Origin of the sequence: Dysgonomonas sp. ZJ279, from assembly GCF_011039205.1 — a bacterium.
In the GTDB taxonomy this organism is placed as follows: Bacteria; Bacteroidota; Bacteroidia; order Bacteroidales; family Dysgonomonadaceae; genus Dysgonomonas.
This window is the reverse complement of record NZ_JAAKEL010000003.1, coordinates 313,638-330,964: the sequence shown is the minus strand read 5'-3', so window position 1 is coordinate 330,964 and position 17,327 is coordinate 313,638. Positions and strand designations below refer to the sequence as shown.

Here is a 17,327-nt window from a genome sequence, read left to right as displayed (position 1 = left end):
ATTGAGTTAGTTTGTGAATGTTAGATCAGGTTAGAGCAATCCGCCTGATCTAACTTTTTTAAAGATATCAGATAAATAGACTTTCAATATAGTGTAAAACAGAAATATAAATGATTTGTATATGAAAATTAGAAATACTTGTTTTGTTTTCATCACTCTACTTTCCTTCGGTTGTAGCAGTGCAAAGCAGGATAAAGATTCCGAAATTACCATTGTAGACAGACCAGATGTATCATCGGCAAATCTGCATTACTCTAGTAATAAGCAGCCTCTACTGCCGGATCATTTTATTAAACTACCCGTAGGGAAAGTTAAACCCGATGGCTGGTTAAAGAAATATCTCGAACTACAACGAGACGGCCTTACAGGGCAGCTAGGTGAAATTAGTGCATGGCTCGAAAAGTCGCAAAACGCATGGTTGAACACAGGCGGTCATCATGGATGGGAAGAAGTTCCTTATTGGCTCAAAGGCTATGGCAATATTGCATATATTTTAGAAGACCCTGCCATGCTGAAAGAAACTCAACTCTGGATAGATGCAGTCTTGAAAAGTCAGCAACCCGATGGATATTTCGGACCTGTTAACGAACGTGACGGAAAAAGAGAACTGTGGGCAAATATGATTATGCTATGGTGCCTGCAATCGTATTACGAACACTCGAATGATGTACGTGTAATAGAGTTAATGACAAACTACTTCAAATGGCAAATGACTGTGCCGGATGAAAAATTTCTGAAAGACTATTGGGAAAATTCACGGGGAGGTGATAATATTTACAGCGTATATTGGCTATATAATATTACGGGTGATGATTTTTTACTAGACCTTGTACATAAGATACATCGCAATACTGCCGATTGGATGCAAGACTCTACCCTACCCAACTGGCATAACGTAAACATTGCACAAGGATTCAGAGAACCTGCACAATATTACATGCTGACAAAAGACTCGGCACATCTGAAAGCGACATACAACGATCACAACTTGATACGCCGCACCTTTGGTCAGGTATCGGGTGGAATGTTCGGTGCTGACGAGAATGCACGTATGGGATATATAGACCCCAGACAAGGAACCGAAACATGCGGATTTGTAGAGCAAATGGCTTCGGACGAAATGTTGCTACGCTATACAGGAGACCCACTTTGGGCAGAACATTGCGAAAACATAGCTTTCAACTCGTATCCTGCAGCTGTTATGCCCGACTTCAAAGCACTACGCTATATTACTTGCCCTAATCATGTGATGAGTGACTCGGAAAATCATAGACCGGGAATTGATAATAGTGGACCTTTCTTATCGATGAACCCTTTCAGCAGTCGCTGTTGCCAACACAACCATGCACAAGGCTGGCCTTACTATATAGAGAACCTTATCTTAGCCTCTGCCGACAATGGCGTAGGAGCTGCTATTTATGGAGCTTGTCACGCAAAGGTAGTGGTTGCCGATGGTAAAGAGGTAAGCATCAAAGAAGAAACCAATTATCCTTTCGAAGATCAAATCAAATTTACGGTCAATACATCCGAGAATGTGAAATTCCCTTTCTACTTACGTATCCCTTCGTGGACAAAGAATGCCAAACTGGAAATAAACGGTAAAAAAACGAATACCTATCTGACAGAAGGCAAGTTCGTTTGCATCAATCGCGAATGGAAAGATGGAGATGTAGTTACAGTTACCTTTCCGATGGATTTCTCTATGACTACATGGCAAGTGAATAAGAATAGCGCAAGTATCGACTATGGTCCGCTAACTTTATCTTTGAACATAGAAGAAGAATATAAGAAAGTAGACAGCAAAGCAAGTGCAATAGGTGATTCGAAGTGGCAAGAGACAGCCGATCCGACTAAGTGGCCGACTTACGAAATTTATCCGAAAAGTGCGTGGAACTATTCATTAGTACTTGATCCTAAAGCCCCTTTCAAAAATCTAGAAATAGAAAGAAGAGAATGGCCGGCGGATAATTTCCCTTTCACTCAAGGAAGTTCACCTCTGATTGTGAAAGCCAAAGGGCGCTTAGTGCCTTCGTGGGTTATAGACAAGTTCGGATTATGTGCAGTCTTACCAGAAGAGGATGCTAAGAAATCGGAACAGATAGACGATATAACACTGGTGCCGATGGGTACGGCTCGTTTACGTATAACTTCGCTCCCTGTTTCGTATGAATAAAATTGATCATATATCTATTAGTCTTATACGTTCTAATAGATCTTGATATTCAACAACAATGAAAGATAGGAGTCGATATGGCTCCTATTCTTTTTTTATCCTATTAACTAAATCATCTAATCTTCAAAGAAAGGAAGGCCAGATAACCGATACATCCGGCAATTATTATTACAGCGCCCACCTGACTACCCAGAGCATCTGAAACCAGCCCCATCAACACAGGGAATATTGCTGCTCCCGAAATACCCATTACCATCAAGCCCGACACCTCATTCTTACGGGTGGGGTAAAGCTGCATAGCATTAAAGAAAATTATCGCAAAGATATTTGCATTGCCCAATCCGAATAAAGCAATACCCACATAAAGTGGAATTAAGGTATTAAAAATAAATAGGGATAAAGCTCCTAAAGCCATTAAGCTGATACTTAGTATAAACATTCGTTTTAAAGATACCTTTGTCAGAAGAAAGGCTCCCAGAAAAGAACCGGCAATCCTAAATAAAAAATAGAGGCTTGTTGCATATCCGGCATCAGTAAGTTCCATATCTAACCTCTCCATCAATATTTTAGGAGCAGTAAGATTTATACCTATATCGATACCGACATGAATTAAAATCCCTATAAACAAAAGCAGTACAGCTTTATCGCGAAGTAATTTAAAACACTCTATAAATGTAAATGTCTTACTTTCGATAAGTGTTTCTTTAATTGGCGTAAAAATAAGCCAGATTAGAGGGATTAAAGACACTACGGCAAAAATGGCAAACAACATTTTCCAATCTCCAAACATCAGCACTGTCCAAGCAGCAATAATAGGAGCAAGAAAGGCAGCAATGGTTTTGAAAAACACCCCGAAAGTCATACTACCCGCTAATTTACGGGAACTAACAATATCAGTAAGCAGCGGATTCAAAGATACTTGCATCAATGTGTTTCCTATCCCGAGCAAAGCAAAAGAGATAAGGATTATAGTTAAATTATATTCGACAAAGGGGGGTAACATGGCTATGAAAGTAACAAACAGACTTAAAATAACAGTCTTTCTCCGCCCTATTTTATTCATCAACATGCTAACGGGTATCGAAAAAATAAGAAACCATAAGAAAACCATAGATGGCAAGAGATTAGCCACTGTATCTGTCAACTGAAAATCTTCCTTAACATAGTTTGTCGCAATCCCGACAGAATCGACAAACCCCATGGCAAAGAATGCGAGGAGAACAGGAAGGAATATTAGAATTTTTGCTCTTTTCATTATAATATATTTGCGATTTTGTGACTCGAAAAAGGTAACAAAAGTAACACTTTTTCATCTTTTTTTGATTGTTACTTTTTCTGTAGCTTTTTACGCACAATCTTTAATCTAACTGTTTTATATCAATATAGATAAATCAAGTTTGATCTATTCTATATTTTTTATTCAGTTTTGCATTATGCAAAGCATGCATAAAAATGCTATTTTAAATTTACTTGGTCTTAATATAATCGCCTAAAGTTAACTGAATATTACAGATTAATGTCCTTTTTTTACAAGTATAAAAATGAGTAAGGTTTTAACTTTGAGCCTATTTCTATAATATATATTTTTACAGGTTATGAACGTTTTCGAAATTATATATCCGTCACCCATTCTTGCTCCCTATATTCGGTATTACTGGATATTGGATGCCGAGAGTACGTCTCCCATATCGGAGCGGGTTACTCCTACAGGATGTATAGATTTAGTTTTCCACAAACGTGACAGTATGTTTTCCTTGGCTGACAACAAATTGCAACCCCAATCGTTTCTATGTGGATTGAGTACAGAGTTTTCTGATCTGACTTCAATCACAGGCAAAGTCAGTATGATAGTTACTGTATTTCAACCTTTTGGGGCAAAGGTTTTCTTTGATATCCCGATGAGTGAGTTTCAAAATAAGACTATATCCATTGACGACATAGGAGATAAAGAACTGCAAGAATTGGAAGATCAGCTATTGAACGAAACTGATAATAGAACGTGTATCAAGCTTATCGAAAGTTACCTTATCGATCGCCTACACTCTTTCAAAGACTATAATTACAAGCGAATAGTTGCATCCATTCAAGCGATAGATAACAAGAGCCATGTCAGCATATCTTCATTAGCCGAAATAGCCTGCCTTAGTTACAAGCAATTCAACCGTATATTTACGGAACATATAGGAACTAATCCGAAAGAGTTTTCCCGCATCATACGCTTTCAGAGAGCTTTACATATTCTACAAACCAAACCACAGATAAATCTGACTCAATTGGCTTTCGAAGCGGGTTATTACGATCAACCTCATCTGATAAAAGAATTCAAAACGTTTTCGGGATATACTCCAAGCGAGTATATAGCCATTTGCGACCCATATTCCGATTATTTCTCCAACACATTATAATGTCCTTTTTTTACAAGTTTCGAGGAATAAACTGCTCTACTTTTGTAAAGAATTCGTCTCGACTTTTACTTTAACCACAGAGTAAAAGGAGTTTCACGGAGTTTTTAAAGTTTTTCATACCGAAATGAATCATATTTTGATGACAAAACAGTTTATTATACTGTAATTATTTACTCCGTGTTACTCTGTGCGACTCCGTGGTTAAAAGTCAAGATGAACTCAAAGTCAATTCGAATAAAGTAATCAACCAACAAATTTACATTTTATGAAAAAGTTAGTATCATTTTTTGAAATTCCCTCTGTCGATTTTAACAGAGCAGTCAAATTCTACGAAACAATTCTGGGTATCGAAATTCCGGCACACGATTGGGGTAGCGAAAAGATGGCATTTTTTCCCGAAATAGATGGAGAATGTTCGGGTTCAATCTCGTGGAGTGAAGATTTCAACCCGTCCAAAGATGGTGTTCTTATTCACCTAAACTGCGAGGATATAAATTCTACATTGTCTCTCATCGAAAAAAATGGTGGTAAAATACATACTCCTAAAACGAAGATTGAGGCTGAAGGCAGAGGCTATTTTGCTCTATTTATCGATAGCGAAGGTAATCGGTTAGGATTGTACTCTGATAAGTAAATTGTAAGGCTCTTGTTTTTGAAACAAGAGCCTATTTTTTCAGACCGATTTAGAAAACCGTTTATCCGTATTTATCAGCAACTTATCTAACGATGCTGCAACATTACGTACGAAAGGGGTAGCATCGGGTAAGATAGTTATATGATCATTATCGAAGTCTATAATCCTGTCCTTTGCAAAATCGGAAAGAACCGATTCATTATAGTTTAATGCCGCTTTGACAGCTTCAACAGATAAATTCAATTGCCCGGCTATTTCTTCCCATCGGACAGTATAGTTACACATCAAAGTTGAGATAACGGCTCTTGTTATCTGTTCTTCTCTATTCAGAACATAACCTTTCAATATTGGTAACTCTCCCCGCTCTACTTGCGTGATATAAGTATCCAAATCTTTAGTATTCTGGCTATAAGCGTTTGCCAACTGACTAATACCCGTAGTGCCAAAGGCATAAACCTGTCCTGTAGTCCGTTGTGTACAATAGCCTTGAAAATTACGGTGCAATGTCTTGCTTTGTTGAGCTACATAAAGTTCATCGGTAGGTAAAACAAAGTGATCCAAGCCGATAGTTTTATAACCTGCGTCTATCAGCAGTTCCTTTGCTGTTTCATATATCTCATTCTTTACCGAAGTAGACGGCAAACCAATCTTCTCCAGATTTTGCTGTAACTTATTCACCCACGGCACATGGGCATACGAAAAAGTAACAATCCGATCGGGCTTCACAGCAATAGCTTTAGCTATAGTATCTGCAAAAGATTGGGGTGTTTGTAATGGAAGACCATAGATAAAATCCATATTTACAGATATCCCACGATCTCTTAATATTTTGACGATATTTTCAACAGGCAAAGAAGACGGATTCCGATTTGAAGCTTTTAATACTTCTTCATTAAAATCCTGAATACCTAAACTGATTCTGTTGAATCCGGCATCTACCAGATCTATATAATATTGCTCGTCCAAATATCCCGGATGGCATTCGATAGCTATTTCAGGGTTATCTATACAATCAAATTCAGATAAAATAAGAGTGTTCAGTTCTTTTAGCACCGATACAGGTTGCGATGTCGGCGTACCTCCTCCATAATGTATCTGAGATATTTTGCGATTCTTATCCAGAAGCGATAATACTGTTCCGATTTCTTTTTTAAGAGCGGCAATATATTTATCTACAATATCCTTGTTTCGTCGGGGTATCGAATTGCATCCACAATAAAAACACATTTTCTTACAAAATGGAATATGGATATAAACAGATATATGTTGAGGTTGCTCCCTATTCGATTCTATAACTACCTGCCGATATGTTTCTGCAGTAAAAGACTCGTTAAAGAAGTTTGCCGGAGGATAACTTGTATATCGCGGTACAGCAACACTATATTTGTTCAGTAATTCGTCTTTCATTTTTCTCTTCATTTTTATTTCTGAAAATTACTAATATATAGATCAACGACAAAGCGGCAATACAAATTTCGAGTTTAAACAAACCGCTATACCCGAATAATGTTGCTACTTTACCCGCTCCCACTGCCATAATCATACCGCTAAGATGGGTTATAACAGTCTGTATCGTAAAGTCAGTTCCTTCGAATCCTTTGCGTACGCAGTCCATAGCCGTTGTATAAACAATGATCGTAGCCAGACCATAAGTCCCCCACAACAAAGATATACCGCAATGTAATGTAGCAGTATTGACAGGGAACATCGTTACTAACAGATAGAAATATATAGCTGTAACAACAATCAGTACGGCAAATATAATACGTGCTGCATATCGACCGACCAGCCTCACAATAAAACCACCAGCCAACGATGAAAAAAAACCGACAGATGTACCGACGATACCCGACATAACGCCAATCTCTTTCATATTATAACCATAGTCGACCAACATAGGTTTCAGTACTGACAAAATACCGATTATGCCGGCATAAAACATAAACAGGAATATAACTTGCTTCCAGATTCCTTTCTGTTTGAAAAAACCCAGTAAGTCGTTCGGATGAGGTTTTGCCAATGTTTTAGGGGCAATCTTCATCTGATTATTTCTGAAAAAGACCAAAGGAATAAGTGCTATAATAACAAAAATAGCTAAAAACGGAAGCAGACTCTCCCACCCTATTTTATTATAGAGTAACAAAAGAACTCCACCGCCAACCATTGCTCCGGCAAAGCTACCCATCGATTGCATACTGTTTACCAACCCCTTATCCTTTTTACTAAAGGATACAACGGCTAAAGCATCTGTTGCAATATCTTGCGTAGCAGAAGCCACAAAAGACATAACGATAAGCCCTATAATAAGATATGGAGTAACCTGAAAGCTAAGGAATGATATAGCGAAGATAATAACGGCATATATCAATTCTGCCGAAAATATCCAACGTTTATAATGCCCTAATGTATGGCTGGTGCGATCGATAGCTGGCGACCAAAGAAATTTTAATATCCACGGCAATTTCAGAAATTGAAGCATGGCGATCGTCTCCAGCGAAAACTGCCGTTGACGCATGATAACCGGCAATACAGTTGAGAAAAAACTCATCGGAATCGACTGTGCGATATACAGACAAAAAAACGTAAATAATTTCCCTCCTTTTTCTACATACGGTCTCACAATCATCGGCTTAGAAATTTAAATGTAAGTTTACACCAAAAGTGAATGGCTTACCCGCTTGTACATATTCACTTGTCCCAGTCTTGAAATAATAAGCTATATATTCTTTTCCTGCAATATTTTTAGCCCATACATCAAGCGAAAATTTATCTTTTACAAAGGAAATCTTTTCATTCAATATACCATAAAAATGTTGCTCTACTTTGTTATCTTCATTCCAGTATATTTTTCCTACACCGGCATATTGTCTACTGATTATTATCTTATCTAAAAATGTATCCTTCAATTTCACTGTATAATCTACAGATATAGATAATGTGTTTTGAGGTACCATGGGTAGATAATTACCATTATAATTAAGTGTTTCATTCACCTCATATCTCTTGAATTGAGCATGTGTATAACCGTAACTTAATTGTATGCTCAGATTTTCGACAGGATTAATATGTGTAGTTACTTCAACACCTTTACTAACCGATTTACCTGCATTTCTCAATAAATAACCTTTTCCACTGGGTTGAGTCTGCGATATCTGCTGATCATTCCAAATAATATAGAATAAGCTAATATCCGTATATATTAATTTATTAAAGCAATTTGCTTTAGTTCCTAATTCGTAACTCCAACTATGTTCGGGCTTAAATGTACGATCCTCATCACGTTCTATAGTGGCATTAAATCCACCTGTTTTATATCCCTTAGCCACAGAAAAATAGATCAGATTATCACTTGCAAAAGCATATTGCAACGATGCCTTAGGTGTTACTTGCGAAAATACCGAACTTTCATTTACTTCAGGAGAGAAGGTCGGATCAGCACCTTGCGTAATAGCTTTATTATTTACAGTAGTCTTGGTTTCTTCCCAATCGTAACGCAAGCCCATACCCAACGACAGACCTTTTGTCAACAGATCGTTTATAGTAGACTGATGATACAAAGCTACTCCTGTAATCGGATTCCTCGCATTTTGCAATGTCTGTCTCTTTTGCATGCGATAATCCACATCGTTAGTTGTTTTATAGTTTTGATAGAATCCAAATGCACCGAATTGCCAAACGTATTTATCGTTGCCAATCGATTTGATATTAAACTCTTGCGAATACATGTGCTGACGTTGAGTAAAATCGACATAGTAAATATCTTCGGGCGAGAAGTCCTGATCAAGTCCCTGTTTACCATCAAAATACTGAAATGAACTTTGCGAACCTATCTTAAAATGATCGGCTGTATATTCCACATTCACCCCATTCGACGACATATTACGGCGATAATAGCTCGGGGCATTATAATTAACAGGCATCATTTCGCTTGTCTCACTATTATACACCCTGTATGGATAACCATCCTGATCGGAATATTCATACGCGGAAATAAATTGCACGTTCAATCTTGGTTTTATCCGCCAACTAAGACGAATACGGGTAGAAATCGCATCCATAGCATCTGCTTTTTTCCCTGTATATTTATTATCGAAAAAACCTCCTGTATGAAAATAATTACCCGAAACGGAGTAACCTAAATTCTTACTTAGCTTTCCATAATTAGAAATACCGCCTTGATATGTATTATAATTTGCTGCACCCAGATTTACATTTGTCTCTTTATACTTAAGGGGAGATTTTGTATATATGTTAATTATTCCGCCCATTGTATTCCGCCCATATATAGTCCCCTGAGGACCACGTAATACTTCGATCCTTTCCACATCATTCAGATCGATATCGAAAGACGAACGGTCGAAATAAGGAACTCCATCTACATATAAACCCACAGATGGGGCATTTATCCGCGACCCTATTCCTCTTATATATGCAGGAGTTATCATTTTAGATCCATAATCGGGAATAAAAAGATTGGGTACGAATGCCGAGACCTCATTTATAGAAATGATATTACGATCTTTAATTGTTTGATTAGATAAAAGCGTTGCTGAAATAGGCAATGTAGACAAGTTATCATTTTGCTTAAAAGACTCTATAACGATTTCTTTTGCCGTATAAGTCATCACAATCGTATCTTTCTCAACCAACACATCGTCTGCTCTTGTATTACCGATAAAAAAGGAATATGCCATTATCAAGAGAAGATAGCGACTGTATTTCATATTACTTAGTTTAAGTTTTTCTAGTTTCGTACAAAAATAGTTAAATATAAATAACTGCACAATCACTACTTCTAGTGATAAAATCTAATTAATGCGAGTGCTTTTTTAGAAAAGATTCGTTGTATCTTTGTTGTTGATACAATAACCAATAGAAGAAGATGGAAGAAAAAACAACAGATTCAAATCCAATTTACGACTGCATCGTTATAGGCGCAGGAATCAGTGGCATATCTTTCGCTCATTACCTCCATCGTATTGGCAAATCTGTATTAATACTTGAGAGAGAAGATAAAATAGGAGGACAGATACAAACATACTCATCCGATAATTATTGGAGAGAACTTGGAGCTCACACATGCTATAACTCCTATACAAACCTGTTATCCATATTAGATGAAATAAACGGTGAAAGGGAAATTCAAGTGTTAGGAAAATATGGCTATAAGGTGTATACTTCCGGAAAAATTAAAGGTATATGCTCTCCAATGTCTTTTTTTCAACTCTTCCTCAATGGACCAAAAGTCTTTTTTGCATCGAAAGAGAATAAAACAGTAAAAGAATATTTCCGACCGATTGTCGGCAAATCTAATTATGACAAGCTATTCTCAAAACTGTTCAAAGCTGTTATTTGTCAAAATGCAGATAACTATCCCGCTGAATTGTTTCTCAAAAAAAGAAAAGAACGAAGAAAGGATATACCCCGAAAATTCACCTTTAAGAAAGGACTTCTTTCGTTCCTCGACCTGATTGTTGAAAAAGATCAGCTCAATATCAAAAAGTCTGTTGAAGTAACAAGCGCAGATGTGCAAGGCTCCAAGATTAAAGTGGAAACCATACAAGGTAAAGTTTACTATGCTAAGAATATAGCTTTAGCTGTTGAGCCTAAATCTTCTGCAAAGATATTGAACAATATGCAAGAATCTCTCCGAGACCTGTTAAATTCAATTCCCTTGTTTCATTCGGAATCAATAAACATTACTATAAAAAAGGATAAAACAACAATTGACAAAGTGGCGGGTATAATTCCGCAGGATGGTCAATTCTTATCTGTTGTTTCCCGCGATTTATTAGAGCATCCTGACTTGCGCAGCTTCACATTCCATTTTGAGAAAAATGAGATGAATGAAAATCAGCAAACAGATGTTATCTGTAATTTATTAGGTATCTCAAAAGATGATATTATAGAGTCAAAGAAGACATCTCATGCACTACCTTCCCTAAATAAAAGCCATCTGCATCTCGACGATCAAATCAGAGAAAAAGAAAATAGCAATATTTATATTTTAGGTAATTACTTTTACGGCCTTTCTTTAGAAGATTGTGTAAATCGTTCTATCGACGAATTTGAAAGGTTCAAGCAAAACAATTAAAACATGTATTACCAAATAAATATATAGACTACTATTGTCTAAATATTCATCTTTCTGATAGATGAAAGGTTATTTAAATCAGTCTATCTTCTATTTTTAACACTTTAAAGAATTGATTATTAAAATATTTTAATAATTTTGATTTTAGAGAAACGAAATACCTGGAATCACACGTTTTAATACCAAATAAAAATGACCTTTATTATTATCATTCTCTGTTTGGCACTACTTATAGTGCTTATCTCCTATTTCAAAGTAGATGCTTTTCTATCATTTCTGATAGTATCTATTGTGGCGGGAATATCGCTTGGTATACCATTAGAAAAGCTACCAACCTCTATTAACAATGGGATAGGAAGCATAATGGGCAGTCTCACACTGATTATCGTATTGGGAGCAATGCTCGGAAAACTTGTTGCCGAAAGCGGTGCTGCCCAAAGGATAGCCTCTGTTATGGTCAATATATTCGGCACTAAGCATATTCAATGGGGATTGATGATAACAGGATTTATTGTCGGCATACCTCTATTCTACGGTATTGGCTTCGTATTGCTTGTTCCTTTGATATTCTCCGTTGTATATAAATATAAATTGCCTGCCGTATATATAGGCTTACCAATGCTGGCAGCCTTGTCGGTAACTCACGGCTTTCTTCCTCCTCATCCTTCGCCTGTTGCACTGGTCGCACAGTTTAATGCCGATTTGGGCATGACTCTTATATATGGATTAGCTGTTGCAATACCTGCCATTATTCTTGCAGGGCCTGTATTTTGTAGTACACTTAAAAATATAAAAACCGGACCAGTCAAATTATTCGAACAAAAAGAAGACAGTAATCAATATTGTGTACCCGGAAGCTTTTTGAGCTTCACAACAGCAATGCTTCCTGTTTTTTTACTTATCTTAGTTACCGTAATACCTTATTGCTTACCCGATATGGGCGAGAATGCATCGAGTGTACTCTCATTTGTCGGAGCCCCTTCTATTGTAATGCTTATAGCCCTTGTATTTGCGACCTATACATTAGGAATAAAACAGGGCAGAAGTATAAAAAATGTAATGGGTATCTATGGCGATGCTGTAAAAGACATAGCAATGATATTACTTATTATTGCCGGTTCGGGAATATTCAAGCAAGTAATGGAAGACAGTGGCGTTAGCGAAGAACTTGCATTCGGCTTACAGAAGCTAAGTATACACCCACTTATTCTCGGTTGGCTAATAGCCGCTATTATCAGAGGATGTGTCGGTTCGGCTACAGTAGCTGCACTCACTGCAGCAAGCGTCATAATGCCCTTGATGATACAATCGGGTGTGAATCCGAATCTGATGGTACTATCTCTTGGGGCAGGTAGCCTCATGTTTTCACATGTCAACGATGCCGGATTCTGGATGTTCAAAGAATACTTCGGACTGACTATGAAAGATACACTCCGATCGTGGTCTGTAATGGAAGCGCTGGTCTCAATAATAGGACTCATTGGGGTTTTATTATTAAGTCTGGTTATCTAGGTTATCCTTTTACAACACTATATCGAAATAATTAAATTACTAATCAAAATAATATGAATATGTATAACGCTGACGAACAATTTGAAAAATTAGGATTAATATTACCTCCTGCACCTGCTCCCGTAGGTGTTTACAAACCCTATCTGATAGATGGCAAATATCTGTACTTATCGGGACACGGTCCTGTTCAGAACGATAAATCACTTATCATAGGGCGCATAGGTAGAGATATTACCCAGGAAGAAGGTAAACTTGCTGCACAACAAGTCGGACTTACAATGTTATCCACTATCAAAACAAATCTGGGCAGTCTGAACAAAGTAAAACGAGTAATCAAAGTTCTGGGAATGGTAAACTGCACATCCGAATTTGAACGTCACCCCTATATAATTAATGGTTGCAGCGAATTATTTGCAGCAGTTTGGGGGCCCGATAATGGTGTCGGAACGAGAAGCGCTGTCGGGTTCGGTTCTTTACCTGATAATATCCCTGTGGAAATAGAAGCATTATTCGAACTGTATTAAAATATTCCGATCCAATTAAACAAGACTATTTATGCACGAATGGTATAAAATTGATAATATCGATCAAATAGACTCGCCTGCTTTAGTCGTATATCCCAAAAATGTGGCTCATAATATTGAGCTAACAAAACAAATAGCTGGAGATATTGACAAGCTTCGCCCTCATGTTAAAACAAACAAAATGGCGGAAGTATGTACTATGATGCTACAATCGGGAATTAAGAAATTTAAGTGTGCAACTATTGCAGAAGCTGAAATGCTTGGTACCGTAAATGCTCCCGATGTATTGTTGGCTTATCAACCTGTGGGTCCTAAAGTCTCACGATTATTAAATCTGATAAAAGCATACCCCAATACCAGATTTTCATGTCTTGTTGATAACATGGAGAATGCAACATTTATTTCGGAGCTTTGCAAGAGAGGAAACATTGTTTTAAACATATTTATAGATCTGAATGTGGGCATGAATAGGACAGGAATTTCTCCCGAAAAAGCACTGCATTTAGTAAAACAAATTATACCCCTTGAAAATATACGGATTGTAGGTATCCATGCCTATGATGGGCATATCCATGATGAGAATGTGGAACAACGGCAAAAAGCGAGCGATATATCATTTGCTTTGGCAAATAATATATTTCAAGAAACAGAGCCATTGTTTTCATACCCATTGGCTCTGGTCATGGGAGGAACACCTACATTCCCTATGCATGCCAATCGTCATAATATCGAATGCAGCCCGGGAACATTTATATTCTGGGATTGGGGATATAAAAATATGCTTGCCGATCTTCCTTATCAATATGCTGCACTTGTCATTAGCCGTGTAATCTCATTAATAGACAAACATCATATATGCATAGATTTGGGGCATAAATCGGTAGCAGCAGAAAATCCGTTACCGCGCGTACATTTTCTTAATGCTCCTGATGCTAAGCCAATCGGGCAAAGTGAAGAACATCTGGTATTGGAAGTTGCAGATAGTGGTTTATTCAAAACAGGTGATGTATTATATGGTGTACCTGTACACATCTGCCCGACTGTAGCTCTATACGAAAAAGCATTTATTATCAAAAATCATGAAATGACTACACAATGGAATGTAGTTGCCAGAAACCGCTATATACAATATTAAAACCTTTAAAATATGTCTAAACCATTTATTGTAGATGCACATCTTGACTTAAGTATGAATGCTTTGGAATGGAACAGAGATCTGCGCGTATCAGTTCAAGAAATTAACAGAAGGGAGATCGGTATGACCGACAAACCCGATAGAGCAAAAGCCACTACTACTCTTCCCGAATTACGAAAAGGAAACATCGGACTGGTAGTCGCTACACAAATCGGTCGTTATGTTGCACCAGATAATCCTCTTCCCGGATGGGCCTCGCCCGAACAGGCTTGGGCACAAACCCAAGGTCAGCTAGCATGGTACAAAGCCATGGAAGAAGAAGGGCAAATGGCTATGATAACAAACAAAGCCGAATTAGATGCTCATCTGGCACTATGGAATAACGGCGAACCAAACAACAATAAACCAATCGGTTACGTTTTAAGCCTCGAAGGAGCTGATTCGTTCATAACAGTAAAACATCTTGAAAGAGCATATAACTATGGTCTTAGAGCTGTAGGTCCTGCACATTACGGACCGGGAAGATATGCTAACGGCACAGATTCGACAGGACATCTCAATCAGATGGGTATAGAATTACTTAGCGAAATGGATCGTTTGAATATGATTCTTGATGTTACACATCTATGCGACGATGCATTTTGGGATGCGATGAAATTATATAAAGGAAACATGTGGGCAAGTCACAATAACTGTCGGAAGTTCGTAGATCATAATCGCCAATTCAGCGACGATATGATTAAGGCTTTGATTGCACGTGATGCTGTTATCGGTATAGCACTAGATGCATGGATGATGGTTCCTAATTGGGTAAGAGGTGTTTCCACACCTAAAGGTATGAATTGTAGTTTAGAGATCATGGCTAACAATATTGATCACGTATGTCAATTGGCAGGTAACACCAAGCATGCTGCTATCGGCAGCGACTTAGATGGTGCTTTCGGGACAGAACAATGCCCTTATGATCTTGAAACAATAGCTGATATTCAAAAAATTCCTGTAATTTTGAAAAACAGAGGTTACAGCGATACCGATATAGAAAATATTGCAAGTGGTAACTGGATCAGATTCATGAGAAACGCTCTATAAAAGAGATTAATACATAGAAAACAGATAATGAAAAAAGTAGTTACTTTTGGAGAAATTATGCTGCGTCTGGCGACACCCGGATATCAGCGGTTTATACAATCCAATAATTTGAATGCTACCTTTGGCGGAGGAGAAGCCAATGTAGCCGTATCGCTGGCTAATTATGGTATTCCAACTGAATTTATAACACGCCTGCCTCAAAATGATATAGCCGAATGGTGCATTTCTGATTTGAGGAAATATAGTGTAGGTGTTAACAATATACTCAGAGGTGGTGATCGTGTAGGCATCTACTTCTTAGAAACCGGAGCAGTAGCCCGTGCATCGAAGGTTGTGTACGACAGAGCCAATTCTGCTATTGCCGATATAAAACCGGGCATGATAGACTGGAAAGAAGTATTTAAAGATGCACAATGGTTTCACTGGACGGGAATTACCCCTGCCCTTTCGCAAGGAGCAGCAGATGCTTGCCTCGAAGCAATTAAAGTAGCCAATGAAATGGGCATTACTGTTTCGACTGATCTGAACTATCGCAAGAATCTTTGGAAATATGGGAAAACAGCTAATGAAGTTATGCCTACTCTTGTGGAAGGCTGCGATGTAATTTTAGGAAATGAAGAGGATGCCGAAAAAGTATTTGGAATCAAGCCCGAAGGTTTCGATGTAGCACATACAGGAGGAGAAGTGAATGCTGCTGAATTTGAATCGGTATGTACCCAATTACAGAAACGATTTCCCCGAGCAAAGAAAGTTATAATCACATTGAGAGGTTCTATTAATGCCAATCACAATACATGGGGCGGTTGCCTTTATTCTGACAAATTATACGAATCGAAACGTTATGATATTACTCATATTGTAGATCGTGTTGGCGGTGGTGATTCTTTTATGGGCGGACTCATATATGGATTGATAACCTATCCAAGTGACGATCAGAAAGCATTGGAATTTGCAGTGGCAACTTCCTGTCTGAAACATACAATCTATGGCGATTTCAATCTTGTTGCTGTTGCCGAAGTAGAGAATCTGATGAAAGGCGACGGTTCAGGAAGGGTATCCAGATAAAAACGAAAAAACAACAATATAATGGCACGATTCGCACGAATACAAGTATGTCAGACCATACAACAAACAGGAATGATTCCTGTATTTTATCATTCGGATTTAGAAGTCAGCAAGCAGGTTCTAAAAGCCTGCTACCTGGGAGGGGTCAGAGCTTTTGAATTTACGAACAGAGGTGACTATGCACATGAAATATTTGGAGAACTAAATAAATGGGCAGCTAAAGAATGTCCTGATATGATACTAGGCATTGGCTCCATTATAGATGCCGGCACTGCATCACTATTCTTACAATTGGGAGCAAACTTTGTTGTAGGACCGCTACTCAATCCTGATATTTTTAAAGTATGTAATCGCCGTCAGGTGGCATATGTACCGGGATGTGGTTCTGTGAGTGAAATAGGTTATGCTCAAGAATTAGGTGCTGAGATTATCAAAGTATTTCCCGCAAGCAATGTTGGCGGACCATCTTTCGTGAAGAATGTAAAAGCTCCTATGCCATGGTCTAACCTAATGGTAACAGGTGGTGTAGAGCCTACTGAGGAAAATCTGACAAAATGGTTCGAGGCTGGAGTTGCGTGCGTTGGTATGGGGTCTAACCTGTTTCCTAAGGAAGTGATAGCTGCTAAAGAATGGTCTAAAATCACAGATATGTGCAAAGAAGCATTTACTATCATAAATAAGTTACGCTGATTTTCA

The 17,327-nt window shown here is 37.9% G+C and carries 14 protein-coding genes; 10 read left to right on the top strand and 4 right to left on the bottom strand.

The window, feature by feature from the left end; genetic code table 11:
* The first annotated feature begins 121 nt into the window (after positions 1-121).
* The gene (locus tag G7Y57_RS06725) at positions 122-2,173 is read left to right on the top strand and encodes a beta-L-arabinofuranosidase domain-containing protein (protein ID WP_165021438.1); all 2,052 of its coding nucleotides are present in this window, start codon (positions 122-124) and stop codon (positions 2,171-2,173) included.
* A 112-nt stretch (positions 2,174-2,285) separates the two neighbouring features.
* Here G7Y57_RS06725 and G7Y57_RS06720 read toward each other — a convergent pair whose 3' ends face one another.
* Entirely contained in the window at positions 2,286-3,428 is a 1,143-nt protein-coding gene (locus tag G7Y57_RS06720; protein ID WP_165021437.1) for an MFS transporter, read from the bottom strand.
* A 340-nt stretch (positions 3,429-3,768) separates the two neighbouring features.
* Between G7Y57_RS06720 and G7Y57_RS06715 the strand changes: the two genes are divergently transcribed.
* Both G7Y57_RS06715 and G7Y57_RS06710 read left to right on the top strand, forming a co-directional pair.
* On the top strand, positions 3,769-4,578 hold the full coding sequence (locus G7Y57_RS06715; protein WP_165021436.1) for a helix-turn-helix domain-containing protein: 810 nt from the start codon (positions 3,769-3,771) through the stop codon (positions 4,576-4,578).
* Positions 4,579-4,843: 265 nt separating this feature from the next.
* Positions 4,844-5,212, top strand: a complete 369-nt coding sequence (locus G7Y57_RS06710; protein WP_165021435.1) for a VOC family protein — start codon at positions 4,844-4,846, stop codon at positions 5,210-5,212.
* Between the two features lie 39 nt (positions 5,213-5,251).
* Here the strand turns inward: G7Y57_RS06710 and hemN are convergent, their stop codons facing one another.
* From hemN to G7Y57_RS06695, 3 genes are read right to left on the bottom strand one after another with little or no spacing between them, the layout of a single operon-like run.
* Entirely contained in the window at positions 5,252-6,619 is a 1,368-nt protein-coding gene (gene hemN, locus G7Y57_RS06705) for an oxygen-independent coproporphyrinogen III oxidase (protein ID WP_165021434.1), read from the bottom strand.
* Complete coding sequence (locus tag G7Y57_RS06700; RefSeq protein WP_165021433.1) at positions 6,591-7,838, bottom strand: MFS transporter; 1,248 nt, start codon at positions 7,836-7,838, stop codon at positions 6,591-6,593. The genes hemN and G7Y57_RS06700 overlap by 29 nt, the downstream gene beginning before the upstream one ends.
* A 4-nt stretch (positions 7,839-7,842) precedes the next feature.
* Complete coding sequence (locus G7Y57_RS06695; RefSeq protein ID WP_165021432.1) at positions 7,843-9,936, bottom strand: TonB-dependent receptor; 2,094 nt, start codon at positions 9,934-9,936, stop codon at positions 7,843-7,845.
* A gap of 158 nt (positions 9,937-10,094) precedes the next feature.
* On the opposite strand from G7Y57_RS06695, the gene G7Y57_RS06690 reads away from it, so the two are divergent.
* The 7 genes from G7Y57_RS06690 (at position 10,095) to G7Y57_RS06660 (ending at position 17,321) form a co-directional block, all read left to right on the top strand.
* Positions 10,095-11,306 carry a protoporphyrinogen/coproporphyrinogen oxidase gene (locus tag G7Y57_RS06690; protein WP_165021431.1) on the top strand — a complete coding sequence of 404 codons (1,212 nt, stop codon included), beginning with the start codon at positions 10,095-10,097 and terminating at the stop codon, positions 11,304-11,306.
* A gap of 192 nt (positions 11,307-11,498) precedes the next feature.
* Positions 11,499-12,818: a gluconate:H+ symporter gene (locus G7Y57_RS06685; RefSeq protein WP_165021430.1), complete on the top strand. Its 1,320-nt coding sequence runs from the start codon at positions 11,499-11,501 to the stop codon at positions 12,816-12,818.
* 53 nt (positions 12,819-12,871) lie between these two features.
* Complete coding sequence (locus G7Y57_RS06680; protein ID WP_165021429.1) at positions 12,872-13,342, top strand: RidA family protein; 471 nt, start codon at positions 12,872-12,874, stop codon at positions 13,340-13,342.
* Between the two features lie 31 nt (positions 13,343-13,373).
* The gene (locus G7Y57_RS06675) at positions 13,374-14,477 is read left to right on the top strand and encodes a D-TA family PLP-dependent enzyme (RefSeq protein WP_165021428.1); all 1,104 of its coding nucleotides are present in this window, start codon (positions 13,374-13,376) and stop codon (positions 14,475-14,477) included.
* A 12-nt stretch (positions 14,478-14,489) separates the two neighbouring features.
* The gene (locus tag G7Y57_RS06670; RefSeq protein WP_165021427.1) at positions 14,490-15,566 is read left to right on the top strand and encodes a dipeptidase; all 1,077 of its coding nucleotides are present in this window, start codon (positions 14,490-14,492) and stop codon (positions 15,564-15,566) included.
* Between the two features lie 27 nt (positions 15,567-15,593).
* Positions 15,594-16,631: a sugar kinase gene (locus G7Y57_RS06665; RefSeq protein ID WP_165021426.1), complete on the top strand. Its 1,038-nt coding sequence runs from the start codon at positions 15,594-15,596 to the stop codon at positions 16,629-16,631.
* 21 nt (positions 16,632-16,652) lie between these two features.
* Positions 16,653-17,321, top strand: coding sequence for a bifunctional 4-hydroxy-2-oxoglutarate aldolase/2-dehydro-3-deoxy-phosphogluconate aldolase (locus G7Y57_RS06660; RefSeq protein WP_165021425.1), 669 nt, complete (start codon positions 16,653-16,655; stop codon positions 17,319-17,321).
* Positions 17,322-17,327: the final 6 nt, after the last annotated feature.

Coding starts and splice junctions, on each gene's coding strand:
- G7Y57_RS06710 (WP_165021435.1), top strand. CDS start 4,844: ATGAAAAAGTTAGTATCATTTTTTGAAATTCCCTCTGTCGATTTTAAC.
- G7Y57_RS06690 (WP_165021431.1), top strand. CDS start 10,095: ATGGAAGAAAAAACAACAGATTCAAATCCAATTTACGACTGCATCGTT.
- G7Y57_RS06720 (WP_165021437.1), bottom strand. CDS start 3,428: ATGAAAAGAGCAAAAATTCTAATATTCCTTCCTGTTCTCCTCGCATTC.
- G7Y57_RS06700 (WP_165021433.1), bottom strand. CDS start 7,838: ATGATTGTGAGACCGTATGTAGAAAAAGGAGGGAAATTATTTACGTTT.
- G7Y57_RS06725 (WP_165021438.1), top strand. CDS start 122: ATGAAAATTAGAAATACTTGTTTTGTTTTCATCACTCTACTTTCCTTC.
- G7Y57_RS06660 (WP_165021425.1), top strand. CDS start 16,653: ATGGCACGATTCGCACGAATACAAGTATGTCAGACCATACAACAAACA.
- G7Y57_RS06715 (WP_165021436.1), top strand. CDS start 3,769: ATGAACGTTTTCGAAATTATATATCCGTCACCCATTCTTGCTCCCTAT.
- G7Y57_RS06695 (WP_165021432.1), bottom strand. CDS start 9,936: ATGAAATACAGTCGCTATCTTCTCTTGATAATGGCATATTCCTTTTTT.
- hemN (WP_165021434.1), bottom strand. CDS start 6,619: ATGAAAGACGAATTACTGAACAAATATAGTGTTGCTGTACCGCGATAT.
- G7Y57_RS06670 (WP_165021427.1), top strand. CDS start 14,490: ATGTCTAAACCATTTATTGTAGATGCACATCTTGACTTAAGTATGAAT.
- G7Y57_RS06685 (WP_165021430.1), top strand. CDS start 11,499: ATGACCTTTATTATTATCATTCTCTGTTTGGCACTACTTATAGTGCTT.
- G7Y57_RS06665 (WP_165021426.1), top strand. CDS start 15,594: ATGAAAAAAGTAGTTACTTTTGGAGAAATTATGCTGCGTCTGGCGACA.
- G7Y57_RS06675 (WP_165021428.1), top strand. CDS start 13,374: ATGCACGAATGGTATAAAATTGATAATATCGATCAAATAGACTCGCCT.
- G7Y57_RS06680 (WP_165021429.1), top strand. CDS start 12,872: ATGAATATGTATAACGCTGACGAACAATTTGAAAAATTAGGATTAATA.